The 19,847-nt window shown below is 44.2% G+C and carries 21 protein-coding genes and 1 pseudogene; 4 read left to right on the top strand and 18 right to left on the bottom strand.

Annotated elements, in window-relative coordinates; all coding sequences use genetic code 11:
* Window positions 1-31 precede the first annotated feature (31 nt).
* The 18 genes and pseudogenes from ONZ52_RS01040 to ppsR form a co-directional block, all read right to left on the bottom strand.
* Entirely contained in the window at window positions 32-268 is a 237-nt protein-coding gene (locus ONZ52_RS01040) for a DUF2750 domain-containing protein (RefSeq protein ID WP_265216773.1), read from the bottom strand.
* A complete protein-coding gene (locus tag ONZ52_RS01035) occupies window positions 252-398 on the bottom strand; it encodes a hypothetical protein (protein ID WP_265216771.1) in 147 nt (48 codons plus the stop codon). Before ONZ52_RS01035 ends, ONZ52_RS01040 begins: the two co-directional genes overlap by 17 nt.
* Window positions 399-425: 27 nt before the next feature.
* Complete coding sequence (locus tag ONZ52_RS01030; RefSeq protein WP_265216770.1) at window positions 426-1,115, bottom strand: pseudouridine synthase; 690 nt, start codon at window positions 1,113-1,115, stop codon at window positions 426-428.
* Between the two features lie 26 nt (window positions 1,116-1,141).
* Complete coding sequence (locus ONZ52_RS01025; protein WP_265216769.1) at window positions 1,142-1,672, bottom strand: GNAT family N-acetyltransferase; 531 nt, start codon at window positions 1,670-1,672, stop codon at window positions 1,142-1,144.
* 136 nt (window positions 1,673-1,808) lie between these two features.
* Window positions 1,809-2,276 (bottom strand): YitT family protein, encoded by a 468-nt coding sequence (locus ONZ52_RS01020; protein WP_428981145.1) that lies wholly within the window; start codon window positions 2,274-2,276, stop codon window positions 1,809-1,811.
* The gene (locus tag ONZ52_RS25160; protein ID WP_428981144.1) at window positions 2,227-2,430 is read right to left on the bottom strand and encodes a hypothetical protein; all 204 of its coding nucleotides are present in this window, start codon (window positions 2,428-2,430) and stop codon (window positions 2,227-2,229) included. Before ONZ52_RS25160 ends, ONZ52_RS01020 begins: the two co-directional genes overlap by 50 nt.
* 105 nt (window positions 2,431-2,535) lie before the next feature.
* Complete coding sequence (locus tag ONZ52_RS01015) at window positions 2,536-2,847, bottom strand: S24/S26 family peptidase (protein WP_265216768.1); 312 nt, start codon at window positions 2,845-2,847, stop codon at window positions 2,536-2,538.
* Window positions 2,848-2,954: 107 nt separating this feature from the next.
* On the bottom strand, window positions 2,955-3,173 hold the full coding sequence (locus ONZ52_RS01010; protein ID WP_265216767.1) for a hypothetical protein: 219 nt from the start codon (window positions 3,171-3,173) through the stop codon (window positions 2,955-2,957).
* Window positions 3,174-3,195: 22 nt separating this feature from the next.
* On the bottom strand, window positions 3,196-3,639 hold the full coding sequence (locus ONZ52_RS01005) for a DUF2753 family protein (protein ID WP_111606359.1): 444 nt from the start codon (window positions 3,637-3,639) through the stop codon (window positions 3,196-3,198).
* Window positions 3,640-3,904: 265 nt separating this feature from the next.
* The gene (gene cobO, locus ONZ52_RS01000; RefSeq protein WP_265216766.1) at window positions 3,905-4,534 is read right to left on the bottom strand and encodes a cob(I)yrinic acid a,c-diamide adenosyltransferase; all 630 of its coding nucleotides are present in this window, start codon (window positions 4,532-4,534) and stop codon (window positions 3,905-3,907) included.
* 34 nt (window positions 4,535-4,568) lie between these two features.
* The gene (locus ONZ52_RS00995) at window positions 4,569-5,282 is read right to left on the bottom strand and encodes a trimeric intracellular cation channel family protein (RefSeq protein WP_265216765.1); all 714 of its coding nucleotides are present in this window, start codon (window positions 5,280-5,282) and stop codon (window positions 4,569-4,571) included.
* Window positions 5,254-5,847: a histidine phosphatase family protein gene (locus ONZ52_RS00990; protein ID WP_265216764.1), complete on the bottom strand. Its 594-nt coding sequence runs from the start codon at window positions 5,845-5,847 to the stop codon at window positions 5,254-5,256. Before ONZ52_RS00990 ends, ONZ52_RS00995 begins: the two co-directional genes overlap by 29 nt.
* On the bottom strand, window positions 5,844-6,449 hold the full coding sequence (locus tag ONZ52_RS00985; protein WP_265216763.1) for an adenosylcobinamide-GDP ribazoletransferase: 606 nt from the start codon (window positions 6,447-6,449) through the stop codon (window positions 5,844-5,846). The genes ONZ52_RS00990 and ONZ52_RS00985 overlap by 4 nt, the downstream gene beginning before the upstream one ends.
* Complete coding sequence (locus tag ONZ52_RS00980; RefSeq protein WP_265216762.1) at window positions 6,450-6,629, bottom strand: hypothetical protein; 180 nt, start codon at window positions 6,627-6,629, stop codon at window positions 6,450-6,452.
* A 50-nt stretch (window positions 6,630-6,679) separates the two neighbouring features.
* On the bottom strand, window positions 6,680-7,744 hold the full coding sequence (cobT, locus tag ONZ52_RS00975; protein WP_265216761.1) for a nicotinate-nucleotide--dimethylbenzimidazole phosphoribosyltransferase: 1,065 nt from the start codon (window positions 7,742-7,744) through the stop codon (window positions 6,680-6,682).
* A 12-nt stretch (window positions 7,745-7,756) separates the two neighbouring features.
* Window positions 7,757-8,524 carry a 23S rRNA (guanosine(2251)-2'-O)-methyltransferase RlmB gene (gene rlmB / locus ONZ52_RS00970; protein WP_111606365.1) on the bottom strand — a complete coding sequence of 256 codons (768 nt, stop codon included), beginning with the start codon at window positions 8,522-8,524 and terminating at the stop codon, window positions 7,757-7,759.
* 46 nt (window positions 8,525-8,570) lie between these two features.
* Window positions 8,571-11,145: pseudogene (gene rnr / locus ONZ52_RS00960) on the bottom strand (ribonuclease R).
* Window positions 11,146-11,555: 410 nt separating this feature from the next.
* Entirely contained in the window at window positions 11,556-12,359 is an 804-nt protein-coding gene (gene ppsR, locus ONZ52_RS00955) for a posphoenolpyruvate synthetase regulatory kinase/phosphorylase PpsR (RefSeq protein ID WP_111606367.1), read from the bottom strand.
* 241 nt (window positions 12,360-12,600) lie between these two features.
* On the opposite strand from ppsR, the gene ppsA reads away from it, so the two are divergent.
* From ppsA to ONZ52_RS00935, 4 genes are all read left to right on the top strand, one after another.
* Window positions 12,601-14,997: a phosphoenolpyruvate synthase gene (ppsA, locus tag ONZ52_RS00950; protein WP_265216758.1), complete on the top strand. Its 2,397-nt coding sequence runs from the start codon at window positions 12,601-12,603 to the stop codon at window positions 14,995-14,997.
* Window positions 14,998-15,647: 650 nt separating this feature from the next.
* On the top strand, window positions 15,648-16,817 hold the full coding sequence (locus ONZ52_RS00945; protein ID WP_261599300.1) for an IS4 family transposase: 1,170 nt from the start codon (window positions 15,648-15,650) through the stop codon (window positions 16,815-16,817).
* A 1,299-nt stretch (window positions 16,818-18,116) separates the two neighbouring features.
* Window positions 18,117-18,749: an ATP-binding protein gene (locus tag ONZ52_RS00940; RefSeq protein ID WP_265216757.1), complete on the top strand. Its 633-nt coding sequence runs from the start codon at window positions 18,117-18,119 to the stop codon at window positions 18,747-18,749.
* Window positions 18,682-19,764, top strand: a complete 1,083-nt coding sequence (locus tag ONZ52_RS00935; protein WP_265216756.1) for an ATP-dependent nuclease — start codon at window positions 18,682-18,684, stop codon at window positions 19,762-19,764. Before ONZ52_RS00940 ends, ONZ52_RS00935 begins: the two co-directional genes overlap by 68 nt.
* Window positions 19,765-19,847: the final 83 nt, after the last annotated feature.

The following is a 19,847-nucleotide window of genomic DNA, read 5'->3' as shown; positions in this document are numbered from 1 at the left end:
AAGGGAGGGTTAGGAAGGGGTTATTTCTATATTAAGCCAGTAAATCCGTTAACTCTTGTGCTGTTGATAGCTTGCCTTCATCTTCAATATTTGGAAAAACCGCAATAGTGACCTTAGCTGCCATCAACTTTGGCAACCAAATATCTTTAAACTCATCTAGTGTTATTGATACAGGATCACACTCTTCCCAATCTTCGGTCGCCCATTGTGCTGCAAATGCTTCATCTGGCCATACCATAACAAAGTTTCCCTCATCGGTTTCCCCCATGACGAAATCTTCTTCGATACTTAAACTCCATACCCCCCGTGGCTTTCGCTTGCTCAACAAAATACGCTAATCGTTCGCTATCAGGCGCGACCAATAATTGAACACGTTCATCCATCGATAATTCTTTCATTATTCAATCTCTTAATTAAAACGTTGTTTAAAAGTAAAGCACTTCATCTTCTGTTAAGGCACGGAACTCACCTGCTTGCATATCAGCATCCAGTGATAACGGTCCTATTTGATCGCGGTGAAGCTCTTCAACTTTATTACCGACGGCTGCCAACATACGTTTTACTTGATGATATTTACCTTCTTGAATCGTCAAGTAAATATCGCAATCGCTAATACGTTCAGCGACTGCTGGCAATGTTGGCTGCGATTCACCATTAAGCATCACACCGTCTTCCAGTCGTTTAAGATCGGCATCACTGATCGGGTCCGCTAACATCATACGATAGCGCTTGTTACAAGCATTACGTGGAGAGGTAATTCGATGTAGCCATTGACCGTCTGTTGTCAGTAGCAAAAGCCCCGTGGTGTCTTTATCAAGACGGCCAACAATTTTTAACTCTTGTCCTAGATGAGAAGGCAAAAGATCCAACACGGTTGGATGGTCTGAATCTTGGGTAGCACAAACATAACCCGCAGGTTTATGCAATAAATAGTACCCCTCAGACGGCCATGCTAACAGCTCATCATCAAGGCAAATTTGATCCCCTTCTTGCACAGTATAATTAGCTTTTTTAACCACAATACCATTCACCGTAACACGGCCTTTTGATGCCGCAATTTTGGCTGCTTTACGTGCCAAATCGGTCACGTGGGATAAATAAAAATCAAGTCTCAAGGGAATCGCCTATGGCTTTGTTTAAATTAAGAAAATACTTCGTGAGTGGTTTCAATTTCTTTATAGAAGAAGGTCGCGTTATGCAGCATACCATTCGCACTGCGCGTGTACCCAGGCACTTCACCAAACGGAATATAGCCCATATTAACGTACATGTCGTGAGCTATATCGTCGCTTCTCACTTCCAATATCAGTAGCTGACGCTGCAAAGAGGCGGCAACACGTTCAACCCCCTGCATCAACATACTACCGAGTCCATGCTCTCGCGCTTGCGTATGCACCATGAGTTTTTCCACATCACAGCGATGCAATGCATTGGCTTTAGGCGACATGGCAATTTGCACACTACCAACTACTTTATTGTCTTCACGAATCAATAAGACTTGACGAGCATTAGCTTGCAAATCATCGTTAACGCTTAACCAATAGGCTTTGGCTTCAGACTCGCTCATAGGTGGCAAAAAACCAATTGGCGCACCGGAATCAACCGCATCACAAAGTAATTCGATAAGATCATCTAGGTAAGGGTTAAGGTTGTCTACTTTGAGTAATTCCAAACTCTTTTCCTCGTCTTTTAGATAGATACAATAATACCTTAGCGAGGCTCCGTTAGGAAACGTCAACACGAATTAGGCAAACTAAAGCCATAAAAAAGGCGACTTACGCCGCCTTCCTAGATTCATAACGTGCTTTTTAAACATTTCCCATATAGCGCCCTGGCTTATGATTGACCGCAATAATCATATTTAATGCCACCGCGCCAATAACCGAAATAATAATCAAAGTGAAGTCCACCACGAACACAGACAACAGCACAATAGTACAATCAACGGCCATTTGGAATTTCCCCATGGAAATACCATATTTTTCAGCCAGATAACGCGCCAAGATATTCAGCCCACCCAAACTGGCATTATGACGAAACAGCATTAAAAAACCGACGCCCATCAAAAACCCACCAGCTACGCTGGCATAAAAAGGGTTCACCTGATCAAAGCTCACCAGCATAGGTGTAATATCCGCAAAAACAGACAGAGAAAATACCGATAAAAAGGTTTTGATGGTGAATTCCCAACCAAAATGCATAATCGCCAAAATATAGAAAGGAAGATTAATTAAGAAAAATGCTTGGCCAAAAGTTAAAGGTGTTGAATACTTCATCAAAAAAGCCAATCCTGCCGAGTACCCCCGTTAACAAACCTGTATGGGTGTAAAGGTTAACGCCCAAGGCGATAATCAAGGTACCAAGAAGCACTGCTTGGGCATCTTCAAGACGTGTGTGTTTTTGTACCTTAGGAAGTTCGACTGCTGACATGAATTCTCTCTAACCCGATAATAAAGTAAAAATAACGAGCATGGATTTTAGAGAAAAACCTTAATCAGACCAACATCAGCAACCAAAGCATTTTTCGCCCGTTTTTTATAAAGTGTCTTGTTTTTTGTACACTGGATTGGCACGAATTCGACCGATCACTTTCCCAACCACACGCCGTGGTGATACCCAGCCAATACGCTCTGATTGTAGGCTTTTATTACTTTCGCCCCCTAACCAAAGCTGACCATCTGGCGCAATATGCAGCACTTTTTTTACCATAAGACCATATAAAGCATGATCAACGACGACAAGATGACCCATTTTTAACTTACGGTACCAACGACTCGTAAAAACAAAATCCCCATTATGCAAGCTTGGCGACATGCTTTCGCCTTGTACTTTAATGAGACGAAACATATACCCTCCTTTTTAAATTTTAACCTTGTCGCAATATACTTTAACGGCATTCACACTAGGCATACGCCACGTCAAACCCAATCCATTTATCAAGACAGGTAATCACGCTATGTATCATGATCGCTATTCTCCTTCTTCATCTGTTTGCGCCAGCGCGCACACTGCTTATAAATAAAACCCCCAATAATGACGCCAGCAACCATCACCATAGCCAAAAGGTTCATAGGCTCACTCGACCAATCACCTGCTGAGTTCTGATGTGCTAGCGTAAAATGACTCATAAACAGACCCAAACCGCCCCATACAACTAAAAAAATAGGCCGCATTTTATCTCTCTTAGGCAAGTCATTAGTGACGCACAGCATTCTTAGGTACAGACACAACATTGGACAAGGCTTGCATCAACGCTTTACTTTGTGCCGAAACATGCTTGCTATGACTTTGAGTGAACAACTCCCATTCGAATCGAATATGCGTCGCGGTTCTCATGATTAAATTACGCTGCTCATCGCTCATATCAGGTCGAACAATGATAGTTTGTAAAAAGCTCACGGCGTTTTCATATTGAGTATTGGCCGACATAAAATCGCCTAATGCGGTATAGGACTCAGCAATGTTCAAAAAACTCACCGCCGCAGCGGCAACCGCCGATTCCGCATCTCGATAAAAATCTTCATCAAATGAGCGCTCGGCTTGCATCAATGCTTGTCGATTTAAATCCACAGCCTCTGAAAAAGCATGGTTTGAATAAGCTTTATTCGCTTGTCTTGTTAAACGTTCCCAGTCTTGCATAGTTCTCTCCACGATTGATGATGACACTGCAAATTAATTAATGAGAATCATTATCGTAAAAGAAACAAAATAAGTCCAGAAAATTTGAGAATGAATCTCATTTAAAATTGTTATCTTAAGAGAAACGAACTCATGGCTGTGACGACAGGGCGTAATCGAATGGGGAATTTAGACAAGAAACCGCCATCCGGAAGGATGGCTATTTCATAATAAGCGCTATTTCATGAAGAATAGCTATCAAGACTCACTGACAAAAACACCAGTACTACCACTCAATGCCAACTTGTGCTTTAACACCATTGGCAAACGCATGACGCTCATTGGCAATTTTACTGTGAGTATCGACACTGTCTAATAAAACCCGCGGAGCGGTACGTCCTGTCATCATCACGTTCTGATGAATGGGGCGCGCAGCCAAAGCAGCAATCAAATCCGCTTCATTTAAATAGCCATATTTGTACATATAAGTGATTTCATCCAACAAGACAAAATGCACACTTGGATCCGATAAAACGTCCTTGGCTAACGACCAAGCTTGCTCTGCCGCTTCTTGCTCTAATTCAGGATTACGTGTCTCCCACGTAAAGCCGTGACCCATAACATGAAAATCAACCAATGGATGCGAACCAAAAAACAACTGCTCCCCCGTGGCTTTGCGACCTTTAATAAATTGAATAACGGCACATCTTTGACCATGTCCCAAGGCGCGAGCCATGGTGCCAAACGCACTCGAGCTTTTGCCCTTACCATTCCCTGTAAGCAAAATAGTAACACCGCGCTCTTGCGTTGCAGCCGCTATACGTTGATCGACAACCGCTTTTTTCTTCAATAAACGCGCTTCATTTTTTGCACTTTGTTCTGCTTCTTGCTCTGAGCTTTTTTTCTCATCCGTCATACTGTATCTCTTTTTTATGCTATTTCTTCTTGTACTATTTTTTCTTGTACAACAACCAACTTGGATAATACAAATCTTTATGTATCGCAAAGACCCTTAGTATAAAGACCAAAGCCACGGCGTAAATCGAGTTAAACTCATGTGTCGGTATGTTTTTTTCAAGTAACACTAACAGCAGAGCGCCCAAAAACGCTGGCGTAGCATAAAACTCTCGCCCTAAAACCAATGGTGGACGATGACTTAACACATCACGAATAATGCCCCCCGCCACACCGGTGATAATCCCCATGGTAATGGCAATAGTGGGTGGAAAACCAAGCAGCAAAACTTTCTCTGTTGCCACCACAGTAAACAACGCCAAGCCAAAGGAATCAGCGTAATGGAAAACCGTTTGCCTGTCCTCAATAAAGCGCACGGTAAAAAACGCCAGCGTTGAAGACAAAAACGCCACCCATAAATAGGACGTGTCCTTCACCCAATAAACCGTTTCAACCGATAAGACCGTGTCTCGAATCGTACCGCCCCCTAGGGACGTTACCATACCAAGAAACACAACACTAAAAAGGTCCATGTCTTTTTTACCAGACGAAATAACCCCTGTTATTGCAAACGCAGCAATCCCAAACATACCCAACAGATACAGTAACATCTTGAATTTTTTCTCAATCGAACTTAAGACGATTTGGCGAACACCAAACCCAACATCTAAACAGCACCCATCACTGATTAGATACCCAATCTCCCGCACCTAAGCGCTTTAACACCACAAAATCACCTTGAATAGACAACTCCGTTACACTGCTAAACCCTACATCAATTCGATGGCATTGCTCTAAAGGCCAATGGCAGAGCATACTAACGAAAACCTTAATGACACCAGAATGAGCCACCAACACACAGTTCTCCATCGGCAAATCTTTCACCGATAACCACCAGCTCCACACACGATCCGCCACAACTTGCAGTGACTCGCCATGATACGGCGCAGCATGCACAATGTCCTCAGCCCAAATATCAATGTCCTGTTTTGGAATGTCTTGCCAACACAAGCCCTCCCAATGACCAAAATCCAGCTCCCTTAATGCCTCAACAACCTGTGATCTACCCTCGCCAATATACTCGGCTAATCGTGATGCTCGGCTTAATGGGCTGTGAAAACACCGATTCGACTCACCATCAAACTCAATGGGCAAGGCTTGTTTTAAAGCTTGCGCTCCCACTTCCCAACCCGCAGCCAATGGCACATCCATATCGCCATAACACAAGCCCTTCTTAACATCAGGCTTTGGATGACGAATCAAATACAGTTTCATGAGTAGGACACCAGCAAACACAGAATAACGAAAATCTCGCCAATTTGCTCACTGGCCCCCAACGTGTCGCCATTAAAACCAGCGATTTTTTTACGCAAATAAAGTCGCATCAAAAAAATTAACACGGCAGTAAAAATGAACATCACGATCATATCAAGTAAGCTAAAGGCCAATACACCAACTAGCACACAAGGCGCTAAAGCAAGCAGCCACTGACCTGACTCTAACTTAGCAATCATACTCGATGCCTTACTTTGCCCCATGCTCACATACGCTAACGTATTCATGAGCACGATAGGGATAAATCGAGCGATGACATGCACAGCGCACCAACCACTTAGGGTATAAATAAACCCCAAAAAGGAACTGGGAATAACATTCAACAACTCACTGAGTAGCGCCCACTTCAAAGACAAAGAAAACCAAATAGACAAAGCGGCATAACTCCCGATACGAGAATCCTTCATGATCGCTAAGCGCTGCTCTTTGTCCCAACCACCGACTAAACCATCACAGCTGTCCATCAAGCCATCTTCATGAAAGCCCCCGTCAGCAACACCGCCGTCAGCAACATCAATAACGCCTGTAATGAAGCTGACCAATCAAACCATAATGGCCAAGCACTCAAGAAGCCCAACCAATAATCCAATCCACGGCAAAAAGCACACCGCTGGGATGTGCTTTATATTGTCATCCCAATCAACTTTTAATGGAATGCGAGTATAGGTAACAACACTACGTTTAAAGCCCTGCCAATAAGGACCAATAATCATGCCTTTCATGTCTGTTTATTTTAACCTAGTTATTGCTGATTCAGCCCTATGCCGATGATTTATTGCTCAGAACCGCTAACGCCTGCGCTTTCAAAACTTGCCATGTTTTTTAAAAACAAGCAGGCGCTCTGGATTAAAGGATACGCCAAAATGGCACCAGAGCCCTCTCCCAAACGCAGATCCAACGATAAAATTGGCTCTGCTTGTAAATGATCAAGCAGCAGCTTGTGGGCTTTTTCATTGGATTGATGGGCAAAAATCGCATAGTCACGCACATGCGGCGCGATCTTCTGAGCAAACAATAACGCCACAGAGCAAATAAACCCATCTACCACAAAGGCGGTTTGACGCTGAGCCGATTGCAACATAGCGCCCGCCATAGCAAGAATTTCAAAGCCGCCGACTTGCTCCGCAAGAGTTTGCGCACTCCATGCGGATCGTTTTTGACCAGTGACCTGTTCCGCTCGAGTCAAAGATTGCTCAATAACCTGTGCTTTATGGGAAACACCCGCAGAATCCAACCCCGTTCCACGACCCGCGCAGTCTATCGCACTCACGCCTATCAACGCCGTCATCATACAAGAAGACACACAAGTATTACCGATGCCCATTTCGCCGAACATCAACAAATTCACACCATCATCAATAGCAAGATTGGCTTCATCAACACCTGCCTGAATGGCTTTTTCCAACTCATGACTTGTCATCGCGGCTTGTTGACTGAAATCTTTCGAAGAAAATGCCACTTTACGTATGCCCAACAGCGGGTGTTCATTCAGTTGTGCATTCACACCCACATCGACAACACGTAACGGCACATTGTGTTGAGCACAAAACACGCTCACCGCCGCACCGCCCATTAAGAAGTTCATCACCATTTGCGGGGTAACTTCTTGAGGAAACAGACTAATGCCCTGCGCCACCACACCATGATCCGCGGCAAAGACGATCATTTTTGGCTTAGAGACATTGGGAATCAATGTTTGCTGGATTTTACCAAGCTGAAAAGCAATGCTTTCTAAATCCCCTAATGCCCCTAATGGCTTCGTTTTATTGTCGATCTTGTGCTGTAACTCGGTTTCAATCACCGCAGAAGGCGCTTGGATACTAAACTGTTTAAACACGCTTTGTGTCCTCTAGACTTTGGCTTTAACAGCACGTTGACGCACGACTTCGTAGAGACAAACGCCAGTCGCAACAGACACATTCAAACTAGAAACCACACCCGCCATCGGCAGCTTCACCAAATAGTCACATTGTTCACGAGTCAAACGACGCATGCCATCCCCTTCTGCGCCCATAACAATGGCCGTCGGTATGGTTAAGTCTTGCTCGTAAATGGTTTGTGTCGCTTCCCCCGCGGTGCCGAAAATCCATACACCTTGGTCTTGTAACTTTTTCATAGTGCGAGCTAAGTTGGTCACCGCATAAACCGGTATACTTTCAGCGGCGCCGCAAGCTACCTTGCTTACCGTTGCATTCAATGGCGCAGAATTGTCCTTTGGCATCACAACCGCATGGGCACCAGCGGCATCAGCACTACGCAAACAGGCCCCCAAGTTATGCGGGTCTGTTACGCCGTCAAGAATAATGATCAATGGGTTCTCATCTAAACCTGCCACTAACGTGTGCAAATCCGCCTCGTTACCGGCTTTGTTCATCGTGGTATAAGCGACGACACCCTGGTGAACCACTCGATCTTTGGTGGCCGTAAATAATTGATCTAGGTCGCGACGAGGCACCACACTGTGGCGCACTTTTGCGGTTTTACACAACTGCATTAAACGCTGAGTTTTCTTATCATCACGGCCTTCTTGAAAACGCACCTCTTTGATACGTTCTGGCTGCTGATTCAACGCATTTTCCACGGCATGTATGCCGTATATCCATTCTAAATCTGACATTGTTTTCTCTATCAATTAGGGGGACTGAATCCCCCTATTATTCCAATCAATCTTTCGCGCGTGGCTTGGCGTTATTCTTTTTCGGCTTCTTTGGTTTCTTTGGTTTTTTCGGCTTTTTCACCGCTGACGCTGGCTTACCACTCGCAGCTGCAGCAGTAGACGATTTTTTCTGTCTAACACGTTTGCCTTTAGAAACTGGTGAACGACGCTTTTTCTTCGCTTTTCCGTCTGATTCTTTGCCTTCTTGTGCCGCTTTGCCCTCTTTGGACTTAGTGCTTTGAGCTTTATCGACAGACTTAGGCTTAGGGCGGCCACCCAGCTCAATAGGCGGTAACTGAGCTAGTTGCATTTCCAGCTCGGACATTTCATTACGTTCTACTTTTTTACGTGGTTGACGAGTGGTATTCTCATCCAAACTCAAATCAATTTTACGCTGTTCTAAATTGACACTCGCCACACGTACTTTCAAGGTGTCGCCAAGACGGAAAACTCGACCAGTGCGTTCACCGATAATCGCCTGATGCTCTATGTCATGAACAAAATAATCTTGTCCAAGCCCTGATATATGCACCAAACCATCAACGAACAAACCTTGCAGTTCAACAAACAAACCAAACGACGTTACCGCCGTGACAACCCCCTCAAAGGGACTCACCCAAATGCTGTTCAACGTATTGGCATTTCAGCCAAGCCTCTACGTCACGAGTAGCCTCATCGGCACGACGCTCGGTCAGAGAACAAGATTCACCTAAGCTGTCCATATCGGCATCGGTATAGCCATAAATTTTACGCGCTTTAATTTCTAAACTGCCCGCCACACGATGCGCCTGACGCACCGCGGGTCGACCTTCGCCACGAATCAAATACCGAATCGCACGGTGCACCAACAAATCAGGATAACGACGAATAGGCGATGTAAAATGCGTATAAGCTTCATAATTCAGACCAAAGTGACCCAAATTATCCGGCTGATACACGGCCTGTGACATAGAACGCAGCATCATAGTTTGAATACTGCGGGCGTCTGCACGGTCTTTTATCGCTTCCGATAACGCTGCGTAATCGGCCGGAGTCGGCTTGGTGCCACCGGTTAACTCCAATCCCAGCAAACCCAAATAAGTACGAAGGGTCAACAAACGATCGTCTTTTGGCCCTTCATGAACACGATACAAGGCAGGCAGATTGGCTTTCATAAGAAGCTCAGCGGTCGCCACGTTGGCACACAACATACACTCTTCAATCAGTTTGTGTGCATCATTACGTTCGACCGGAATAATGTGCTCAATCTTCGAGTTTTCATCGAACACCATGCGCGTTTCAACGGTATCAAACTCCATCGCACCGCGTTCATCACGAGCACTTCTCAGTGTTTGGTACAAACCATTTAAATCATCAATATGCGACACAATAGACGCGTAACGCTCACGCAATTCAATGCCTTGTTCTTCTGGCTCAGCAGCGATCATTTTCGCCACTTTTGAATAGGTCAAACGGGCATGGGAACGAATCACACCTTCATAAAATTTGTAGCCGCGCATCTTGCCTTTGGTGGTTAACGAAATCTCTGCCACCATGACCAAACGATCTACATCAGGGTTTAAAGAGCACAAACCATTCGACAATACCTCTGGCAGCATAGGAATAACGCGACCAGGGAAATACACAGAGTTACCGCGCACAATCGCTTCTTCATCTAAAGCAGTGTCTTTCTTCACATAATGAGACACATCGGCAATCGCCACGAACAGCTTCCAACCACCCGGTGTTTTTTCACAATACACAGCATCATCAAAGTCACGAGCGTCTTCACCATCGATCGTCACAAAAGGCGTATCGCGCAAATCAATACGATGCGCTTTATCTTCTTCTGCCACTTCGGTGCTTAAATTCTTGATTTGTTTTTCAACCGCAGCGGGCCATTCATGAGGGATCTCATAACGGTGCATAGCCACTTCGATTTCAACACCTGGCGCCATAAAGTCGCCAAGCACTTTTTTTACTAGACCTTGAGCTGGCTTACCACGTTCCGCATAGGAGACGATTTCAGCCAACACATATTGCCCGTGTTTCGGCGACAAACCGGAATCGGTAGTAATCAAGATATCTTGGGCGATACGAGGATTTTCTGGCGTAACGAAAGCCGCACTGCTGCCGTCGCGATGGGTTTCTTGATAAAAACGCCCTACTAACTGGCTGTGCTTGCGTTCTATAACTTCAACCACGACACCATCTAAGCGACCTTTAACGCTGCGACCAGACAGTCGCACTTTTACTTTATCGCCGTCCATCACATTTTGCATTTGACGGGCCGATAGAAAAATATCGTCATCACTCTGACGCAACAAGAAGCCATGGCCTTCTTTATTACCTTGAACGTAACCCTCAATTAGATCACTTTCTAAAATCGGCGAGTATTCGTCATTTTGATTGCTGGTCATTTGATTGTCTCGGCACATGGCGATGAGACGACGACGGAGGGCTTCAATTTCGTCTTCGCCAGTCAGCGAAAACTCTTTGCATAACTCTAAATGCCCCATGCTTTTATTCTGGGTGGCAAGAAATTCTAAAATGAATTCGCGGCTTGGTACGGGGTTATCGTACTTAGACGCTTCTCGCTGCATATGTGGATCGTTAATTTTATTATTACTCAATGTATTTTTATCCTTGGTTTTATCAATAAGACGCCCTTTTATAAAATAGAAATATGAACATCTCACTATTCAGAGCATTTGTCGTACTTAGCTATCAACTCTAGCCTGCCACTGACGCGCTCAATTAATGGTCATTATAGAGCATATTCACCAAATACTCTTCAAGTTCGCGCTGCTCTTAGCATTATCTGCACACTCTATCGGGATAAATTTGGTAATAACACAACAAACCTGTCTTATAACTCGTTATTGGAGTATTTTTTTCCACTGTTCCTTAAGTCATTTTCGACTAAACGAAATATTTTGATGAATTATTTGTCTAAATTTCAAGCAAAAACCATGGACCCATCGAATTATTCGATCACTTCATGGCGCTTTTCTTACTGCCTATGACGCACCAAATTCATCTCCGCCATGACTTTGGTGGAAATTTCTTCCACAGAGAGTTTGGTCGAATTCAAAAAAGGAATGCGCTCTTGTCGATACAAGGACTCCACTTCATCCACTTCGTAGCGACATTGGCGAGCGGAAGCGTATTTACTCGCGGCCATCCGACCTGTACGAATTTCATGCAAACGCTGGGCGTCTATGGTCAAACCAAACAGCTTTTTCTTATGATCCTTTAACACCTTAGGCAAACCTGGCGTGGAAAAATCATCTTCAGTAATGGGATAATTTGCCGCCTTGATACCGTACTGCATCGCCAAGTACAAACTGGTTGGCGTTTTTCCTGAACGCGATACACCCAACAAAATAATATCGGCTTCAGCAAAATTCTTCACCGACGCGCCATCGTCATTGGCCAGCGCATAGTTGATCGCGTCTATCCGAGCATCATAAACGCCCTCTTTCATACCATGGGCTTTTTGCGCTGTTGGCTGCGCTTTCACGCCCAAAGCTTGCTCAATCGGTGACAACAAATCCCCAAATAAGTTATAACAATGACAATCACACGAATCGATAATATCGCGGATAGCCGCATCGGAAATGGTATAAAACACCAGCAAGGCAATGCCTTGTTGCATTTCCATATTAATTTGTTGCTTCAAGCCTTCCGCCTGATCTTTGGTAGCCAAAAAAGGCACACTTTTGGTTTCTACCGCCACATCAAAAAATGACAACATGGCCGATCCAAACACCTCTGCGGTGATCGCGGTCCCATCTGATACAAAGTACACTTTCATGCGTTTTTTCCCATTTTTGTTGTTATCTAACAACATTAATTTTTTCGATTGAAATAAAACAACATCGAATAATCGATTTTATTCAAAGCAACCAGCCTACATACAATGAACTCAGACTCAGCGCTTTGACAAGATGTCCCCATAGCGATTTGATTAATGCCTGATGTCCGCTTGGCAACCCTGCCATATTTTGGCCAACCAGCCATATTCTTTTAATAAGAAAAAATAACTGGAGTCCCTTGTGAGCAAATTTATTAAGTGGTTTAAAGATCTTCATATGGAAGATGTCGGTGAAGTAGGCGGCAAAAACGCCTCTTTAGGTGAAATGATTTCCAACCTGACAGACCTAGGTATTCAAGTACCAAACGGTTTCGCAACTACTTCCTATGCTTATCAAAGCTTCATTACAGAAAGTGGCCTAAACGATAAAATCCATCGAGCACTAGACGCATTGGACGTGGACGATGTTCATGCCCTTGCAGAAACAGGCGTACAAATTCGCCAATGGATTGAAGACGCCACGTTCTCAGCTGAGTTTGACCAAGAGATCGAAACGGCTTTCGCCATGCTTTGTGATGACAACGCAGACGATACCTCATTTGCTGTACGCTCTTCTGCCACAGCGGAAGATTTGCCGGATGCGTCTTTTGCTGGCCAACAAGAAACTTTCCTAAACGTGAAAGGCTTGGCAGACATCAAAGCCTCTATCAAACGCGTGTTTGCTTCTCTATTTAACGACCGCGCGATTTCCTACCGCGTACACCAAGGCTTTGAACACCAAGGCGTGTCTCTATCCGCTGGCATTCAAAAAATGGTACGCAGTGATATCGGTGCATCTGGTGTGCTATTCACCCTCGACACAGAATCAGGCTTTGACGAAGTCGTCTTCATCACCGCCGCTTACGGCCTTGGTGAAATGGTGGTGCAAGGCACCGTCAACCCAGACGAATACTACGTTCACAAGCCAACACTGGCAGCCAACCGCCCAGCGGTGGTTCGCAAAAGCCTAGGCAGCAAAGCGCAAAAAATGGAATACGCCGAAGCGGGCAGCGAAGAATTCGTTAAAATCGTTCCCGTTGCTTTGGATGACCAAAACCGTTTCGCCCTAACCAACGACGAAATTGAAGACCTTGCTCGCCAAGCGTGCATTATTGAAAAACACTACAAACGCCCTATGGACATCGAGTGGGCAAAAGACGGCATCGACGGCAAGATATACATTGTCCAAGCGCGTCCAGAAACCGTTCGTAGCCAAGCCAACGCGCAAAGCATGGAACGTTACAACCTAAAGAAAACCTCTCAAGTGATGATTACCGGCCGCGCCATTGGTCACAAAATTGGCACCGGCGCGGTGAAAGTATTATCGTCCATTACTGAAATGGATCGCATTCAACCAGGCGACGTTCTGGTAACCGACATTACCGATCCAGATTGGGAACCCATCATGAAGCGCGCTTCGGCGATTGTCACCAACCGCGGTGGTCGCACCTGTCACGCAGCGATTATTGCGCGTGAACTGGGCATTCCAGCCGTCGTTGGCTGTGGCGATGCCACAGAGGTATTGAAAGATGGTCAAATCGTCACCGTATCTTGCTCTCAAGGCGACATGGGCTTCGTCTACAAGGGTGAACTGCCATTCGACGTGATCACGTCTGAAGTGGGCAACATGCCTGAATTACCCGTAAAAATCATGATGAACGTAGGAAACCCAAACCGCGCCTTCGACTTCGCCATGCTACCAAACGCCGGCATCGGCTTGGCGCGCTTAGAGTTCATTATCAACCGTATGATCGGCATTCACCCGAAGGCCTTATTGAATTACGCTGACATGACGCCAGCCTTGCAAGAAGAAATCAACCACCGCATCGCCGGCTACAACAGCCCTGTGGAATTCTACGTCGACAAACTGGTCGAAGGCGTTGCAACACTGGCGTGTTCTTTCTCTAAAAAGCCCGTGATTGTTCGCTTGTCCGACTTCAAATCAAACGAATACCACAATCTTGTTGGTGGTCCGTTGTTTGAACCAGACGAAGAAAACCCCATGCTTGGCTTCCGTGGTGCGGCGCGTTACATCGACGACTCGTTCCGTGATTGCTTCGCCCTAGAATGTGAAGCCATCCGCCGCGTTCGTAACGACATGGGCTTAACCAACGTACAAATCATGATACCGTTTGTACGCACCTTAGAAGAAGCGCAACAAGTCACCGAACTGCTTGCCGAACAAGGCTTAGCTCGAGGTCAAAACGGTCTGAAAGTCATCATGATGTGCGAACTGCCGTCTAACGCCCTACTGGCTGACGAGTTCCTTGAATTCTTCGACGGCTTCTCCATTGGCTCTAACGACTTAACCCAGCTAACACTCGGACTTGACCGCGACTCAGGATTGATCGCCGACAAATTCGACGAACGTAACCCAGCGGTTAAAAAATTGCTCAAAATGGCGATCACAGCCTGTCGTGAACAAGGTAAATACGTTGGCATCTGTGGCCAAGGCCCATCCGACCACGCCGACTTCGCCGACTGGCTCGTCGCCCAAGGCATCGAAAGCATGTCTCTTAACCCAGACACCGTCATCGAAACTTGGCTACACCTTGATGAAGTACTGAAAAACAACGAACTGAACCACAAAGCTATTTAAAGAAATCTTCCCGTTACGTCGCCGTAATACCAGACATGGCGTAACGGGGAACCAGTCTGCGTTTGGTGTTGTGTTTTTTAATACAGCACCAGATCAGAATGCTGTGTAAAAGCAGCGTGTGACCTTATCGTAGTCACTCCCTAGTTTGATAGCCCCGCTCTGCGGGGCTTTTTTTGAGTCCTTTCCCTCTTCAAATATATTTGTTACTTCTCAACGCTTCCTAGTTTGCAAACTGGGTTCCGCTCTGCTGAGCGGGTAACTTTTGCCCCCTGTTTAATTCAGAAAAGTACAAAAGTAACCAAAAGGTCTCTTTAAGATCTTTAATGCCTGATTTTCGTCATAGGCACATGACTGTTCCCCTACGCTCGTTATATCGTAAGGCATAGATTGTTTTGCAGGCTGGAGAGAAGATATTTTTAACTGACTCTGAAACGCCATAAAGTCGCACAACTTCGTCGCGTCGAACTGACTTCATCTGTGATGCTGGTTTTTTTCAGGGCATCATAAGCGCAGCGTCATGTGCCGCTGAAAGCGAAGCTTTCACTGTAGGTCGCGGCTTTAGCCTTAAGGATCCCCACAAATATAGAGTGATGCCCACTTGTTGGTTAAACTATTTTCGCCAAAAAATAAGCCAGACAAGGGGCATCACATTGTTATTATCAAGTTTACTTCCTGACAATTCAATCTCCATTGATAAGCGAACCTATACAGCTTTATCAGATGCAGTATCCTCCGTTAAAGAAGGCGCCAGATTAAGCCTAACGGCAATTGGTAGAAAACTAGGAGAAGACGCTAACGTCATTGAAAAATATTGCATTAAACGAGTTGATCGACTGTTAGGAAACATCCAATTACACCAATGCCGAAATCAATTTTATAAGACCCTTGCCTCTCACTTTTCTTCACAAGAGTTCTTGCCCATCATTGTTGATTGGTCAAGTGTTTATGATTTTAGCTTTGTTTTACTGCGCGCCTCAGTGGCCTTTCAGGGAAGAGCTTTCACTTTATATGAAGAAGTACACCCTGAAGGAGCTATGAATAATCATAAAAGACATGTCGACTTCTTAAATAATTTAAAGCAAATACTTCCCTCTGACTGTACCCCTATTATCTGCACGGACGCAGGATTTAAGGTTCCGTGGTTCAAAGCAATAGAGCAATTAGATTGGTATTGGCTTGCACGTACACGTGGAACGGTAAAATGCCAAACGGATAAACGACCACAATGGACTCTCGTTGACGGTTATCATCATCAAGCCACCACAAAACCAATGGAGTTGTCCGGCTTGCGTCTATCAAAACAACAACAATGGCCTTGTCGTGGTGTTTTGTATAAAAGTCCACGCCCTACAAAGAAAAAAAGCAAACCCGTTAAAAGACCAAACTGTAACAATTATAAGAAGTGCTCTAAAGCAAACAGAGAGCCTTGGTTTCTAGTCAGTAACTTGCCAAAAGGCGAGTTTCCTCCTCTTGCTCTAGTCAATATTTATAAGCGCAGAATGACTATCGAAGAAGCATTCCGAGACACGAAGAACGAATATTATGGGCTAGGACTAAAACGTAGCCGAAGCCAATCTATTGAGCGATTACAAACCCTTCTGTTAATTGCCTTACTTGCTCAATGGTGCCTTTACGTCATTGGGAAAGCGGCAGAGATGCAAGGTTATCATCGTCATTTCCAATCAAATACGATAACAACGAGGCGAGTATTGTCTTATTGCTATTTAGCCAAAAGGATCCTGAAAACCTCTCGTTATGAAATAACAGAAAAAATGTTATTTGAGGCGTTAGACCTTCTTCTATTGGAAACCAAGTGCTAGAAATAAATGTGGGGATCCTTAAGGCTTTAGCCCGACGCGGAATTCATGTTCCATTCAAACGCTTTGCATTCCCAACCTTTATTACGCTCCTTAATTCAGGAAAAAGCTGGACGTGTAACTTTTGCCCCCTGTTTAATTCAGAAAAGTACAAAAGTAACCAAAAGGTCTCTTTAAGATCTTTAATGCCTGACTTTCGTCATAGGCGCATGATTGTTCCCCTACGCTCGTTATATCGTAAGGCATAGATTGTTTATTCGGTGGGAGATAGCTCATCAAACAATGACTCTGAAACGCCATAAAGTCGCGCAACTTCGTCGCGTCGAACTGACTTTATCGGTATTTCAAAGATAAAAGGTAATGGTTACAAATCAACAAGTCCCTTCCCCTTTTGTCTTCAAGGGGAAGGCGGAGGATGGGGTGTTCTTTGGATCTTCAAGTATATTTGTTGCTTATCAACGCTTCCTAGTTTGCAAACTGGGTTCCGCTCTGCTGAGCGTGTAACTTTTGCCCAGATCCGCAAAAGTAACCAAAAGGTCTCTTTAAGATCTTTAATGCCTGATTTTCGTCATAGGCACATAACTGTTCCCTTATGCTCTTTATATCGTAAGGCATAGATTGTTTTTGCAGGCTGGAGAGAAGATATTTTTAACTGACTCTGAAACTCCATAGAGTCGCGCAATCGGGATTGCGTCGAACTGACTTCATCGGGATTTCAAGCGCAGAAGGTAATGTCTACTGATCACCAAGTCCCTTCCCCTTTTATCTTCAAGGGGAAGGCGGAGGATGGGGTTAATCTCTTTTCGACTATAATCCCACCTACCCGTAGGGCATCATGAGCGCAGCGTAATATGCCGCTGAAAGCGAAGCTTTCATTATTCCCACTAAAAATAAGTCATTTCCGCGAAAGCGGGAATCGATCTCTTATGGGCTAGGATAAGAAACTACCTTTTTGAGCCGAAATTTAAAACGCAATTTATGGGTGCATATACAGTTTATTTTTATAGTTGCCAAATTTTGGCTCGGTTTGCCAGTTTTAAATAGTCGTTTTTTGCGTATTTGTACTGGCAGGAAGCAAGAAAGTCCCCTAATATCAATGAATAAGGATCTACAGCACAGAAATAACGCGCTGTGGATAAAAAAAATAACGCGCACGCTCAGTTTTCCAGTTTTAACTTCTGTTAATATTTTTATAAAATCCAATTTATTCAGGCTCCTACAAAGATATTGAAAGATTTTTAAATTGTCTAAACGCGCATGCGCATTAACAAAATGTTAAGCCCTATCAATAAGGATGTTCCCATGAAACTATCTGCATTACTTATCTCAAACTTTAAGGGCATTAAGGACGAGATAAAAATACTCATCGACAATATTGTTGTTTTGGTCGGCCCGAATAACAGCTGCAAGTCTACAATTTTAGATGCATACGAAGCCTATGTATCAATGGGAAGCGCGTTAAGCTTGGATCATTTTCACGGTCGAAATGCCAATACACCCGTGATAATTACAGGAGTATTTAATGATGTTACGCAGGACGACATCGAAACTTTAGGGCAGGAATGGCATTTGCAAAATGATCCTGAGTTTGGGGAGTGCGCAAAATTTCAAATTCGTTGGGAAACTCCCGATGAAAGCGGTGTTAAATATAGTTTCAGCAACAAAACAAATGACTGGAAGAAAGGCGGAGCTGGCGGCTGGAATACTTTACTACAAAGCAGGTTGCCAACCCCTATAAGATTAAACCCAAATGATGGTTACGATGCGCTGGAGAAAGTTGTAAAGGACTTGGCATCAAAGAATGCCGCAAAAAAATTAAAAGATGACAAGAGTAAAGTTGCTGGAATTGTAGCTGAAATCGAAAAACTTGCTCAAGAAGTTGATAAAGAGCCTCTCGGGGAGTATTGGACAGCTAAGCAACAAAATAGAGGTTGAGCTAAATAAGCTTTTTCAAGGTGCTACCGTAAGCTTTGAGACTGGTGTTGGTAAGTTTAAGGCAGAAGATGCCATTAAAGATGGCAGTAAGTTTTTTGTTAAAACAAGTAACCACCCATCATCGCTAGAACACCAAGGTACTGGATTAAAAAGAGCTTTTTTGTGGTCTGCTGTGAACGCTTTATGTAGCGAAGGAATGTACAAAAAAGGAACAAAAGTAATACAAGATGAAACTCCTAAAGTGCTACTGATTGATGAGCCAGAAATTAATCTTCACCCATCAATAATAAGAGCTGCTAGGAAAGCCATTTATGCACTCGCAGATCTAGAAGGATGGCAAGTCATCTGCACCACACATTCACCAGTATTCATCGACCTGACTCAAGATCACACAACGCTAATAAAAGTATCAAATAACCAGCAGGGAGTTTTCTACTTTCAGACGGATAAAGCTCATTTTAGTCCTGACGAACGAGATAATCTCAAGATGCTTAATCGTTGTTGCCCAACTGTGAATGAGTTCTTTTTTTATCCAAATGCAATATTAGTCGAGGGCGATACTGAATATTTGGCGTATCAGTACATCATTGAAAAGAGTGGAATGGAGGGAAGTTATTGCGTAATCAACTGTAGAGGTAAGGCAAATATACCGACATTCATCAAGATTTTTAATCAGTTCAATGCTAATGCCATTGCCGTCCATGACTTAGATACCAAACTCAGAAAAGATGGTGTAGCAAATGCCATGTGGACAATTAACATAAATATTCGAGCGTTAGCTGACTCTACAAATGGACGAGTCAAAACTGTTGTTCACAACCCTGATTTTGAAGGCTTCTATCTCAACGAATCTCCGACTAAAGATAAGCCATACAATTTATTTACTCACTTAACGTCAAATGATTTTGAAACAAATGCCAGATATAAAGAGTTAAGGGAATCTCTAAGTTCAATTATTGATGGAACTCATAAAGGCTTATATAACACGCAGGCTGAGTTAGATGCCATGGCTTAACAAGGCGCTGCACACGGATAAATTAATCGCTGCGCTCATAATTTACCGGTGAGCGCGGCGTTATGAGCCATTAGGGATAACCT

Source organism: Marinomonas rhodophyticola, assembly GCF_026113935.1.
Classification (GTDB): domain Bacteria; phylum Pseudomonadota; class Gammaproteobacteria; order Pseudomonadales; family Marinomonadaceae; genus Marinomonas; species Marinomonas rhodophyticola.
This window is presented reverse-complemented; position numbering and strand designations above follow the sequence as displayed.

Coding starts and splice junctions, on each gene's coding strand:
- ONZ52_RS01010 (WP_265216767.1), bottom strand. CDS start 3,173: ATGCGGCCTATTTTTTTAGTTGTATGGGGCGGTTTGGGTCTGTTTATG.
- ONZ52_RS01040 (WP_265216773.1), bottom strand. CDS start 268: ATGGGGGAAACCGATGAGGGAAACTTTGTTATGGTATGGCCAGATGAA.
- ONZ52_RS00940 (WP_265216757.1), top strand. CDS start 18,117: ATGAAACTATCTGCATTACTTATCTCAAACTTTAAGGGCATTAAGGAC.
- ONZ52_RS25160 (WP_428981144.1), bottom strand. CDS start 2,430: ATGTCAGCAGTCGAACTTCCTAAGGTACAAAAACACACACGTCTTGAA.
- ONZ52_RS00980 (WP_265216762.1), bottom strand. CDS start 6,629: ATGAAAGGCATGATTATTGGTCCTTATTGGCAGGGCTTTAAACGTAGT.
- ONZ52_RS01035 (WP_265216771.1), bottom strand. CDS start 398: ATGAAAGAATTATCGATGGATGAACGTGTTCAATTATTGGTCGCGCCT.
- ONZ52_RS01005 (WP_111606359.1), bottom strand. CDS start 3,639: ATGCAAGACTGGGAACGTTTAACAAGACAAGCGAATAAAGCTTATTCA.
- ONZ52_RS01020 (WP_428981145.1), bottom strand. CDS start 2,276: ATGAAGTATTCAACACCTTTAACTTTTGGCCAAGCATTTTTCTTAATT.
- cobO (WP_265216766.1), bottom strand. CDS start 4,534: ATGACGGATGAGAAAAAAAGCTCAGAGCAAGAAGCAGAACAAAGTGCA.
- ONZ52_RS01015 (WP_265216768.1), bottom strand. CDS start 2,847: ATGTTTCGTCTCATTAAAGTACAAGGCGAAAGCATGTCGCCAAGCTTG.
- ONZ52_RS00990 (WP_265216764.1), bottom strand. CDS start 5,847: ATGAAACTGTATTTGATTCGTCATCCAAAGCCTGATGTTAAGAAGGGC.
- ppsR (WP_111606367.1), bottom strand. CDS start 12,359: ATGAAAGTGTACTTTGTATCAGATGGGACCGCGATCACCGCAGAGGTG.
- rlmB (WP_111606365.1), bottom strand. CDS start 8,524: ATGTCAGATTTAGAATGGATATACGGCATACATGCCGTGGAAAATGCG.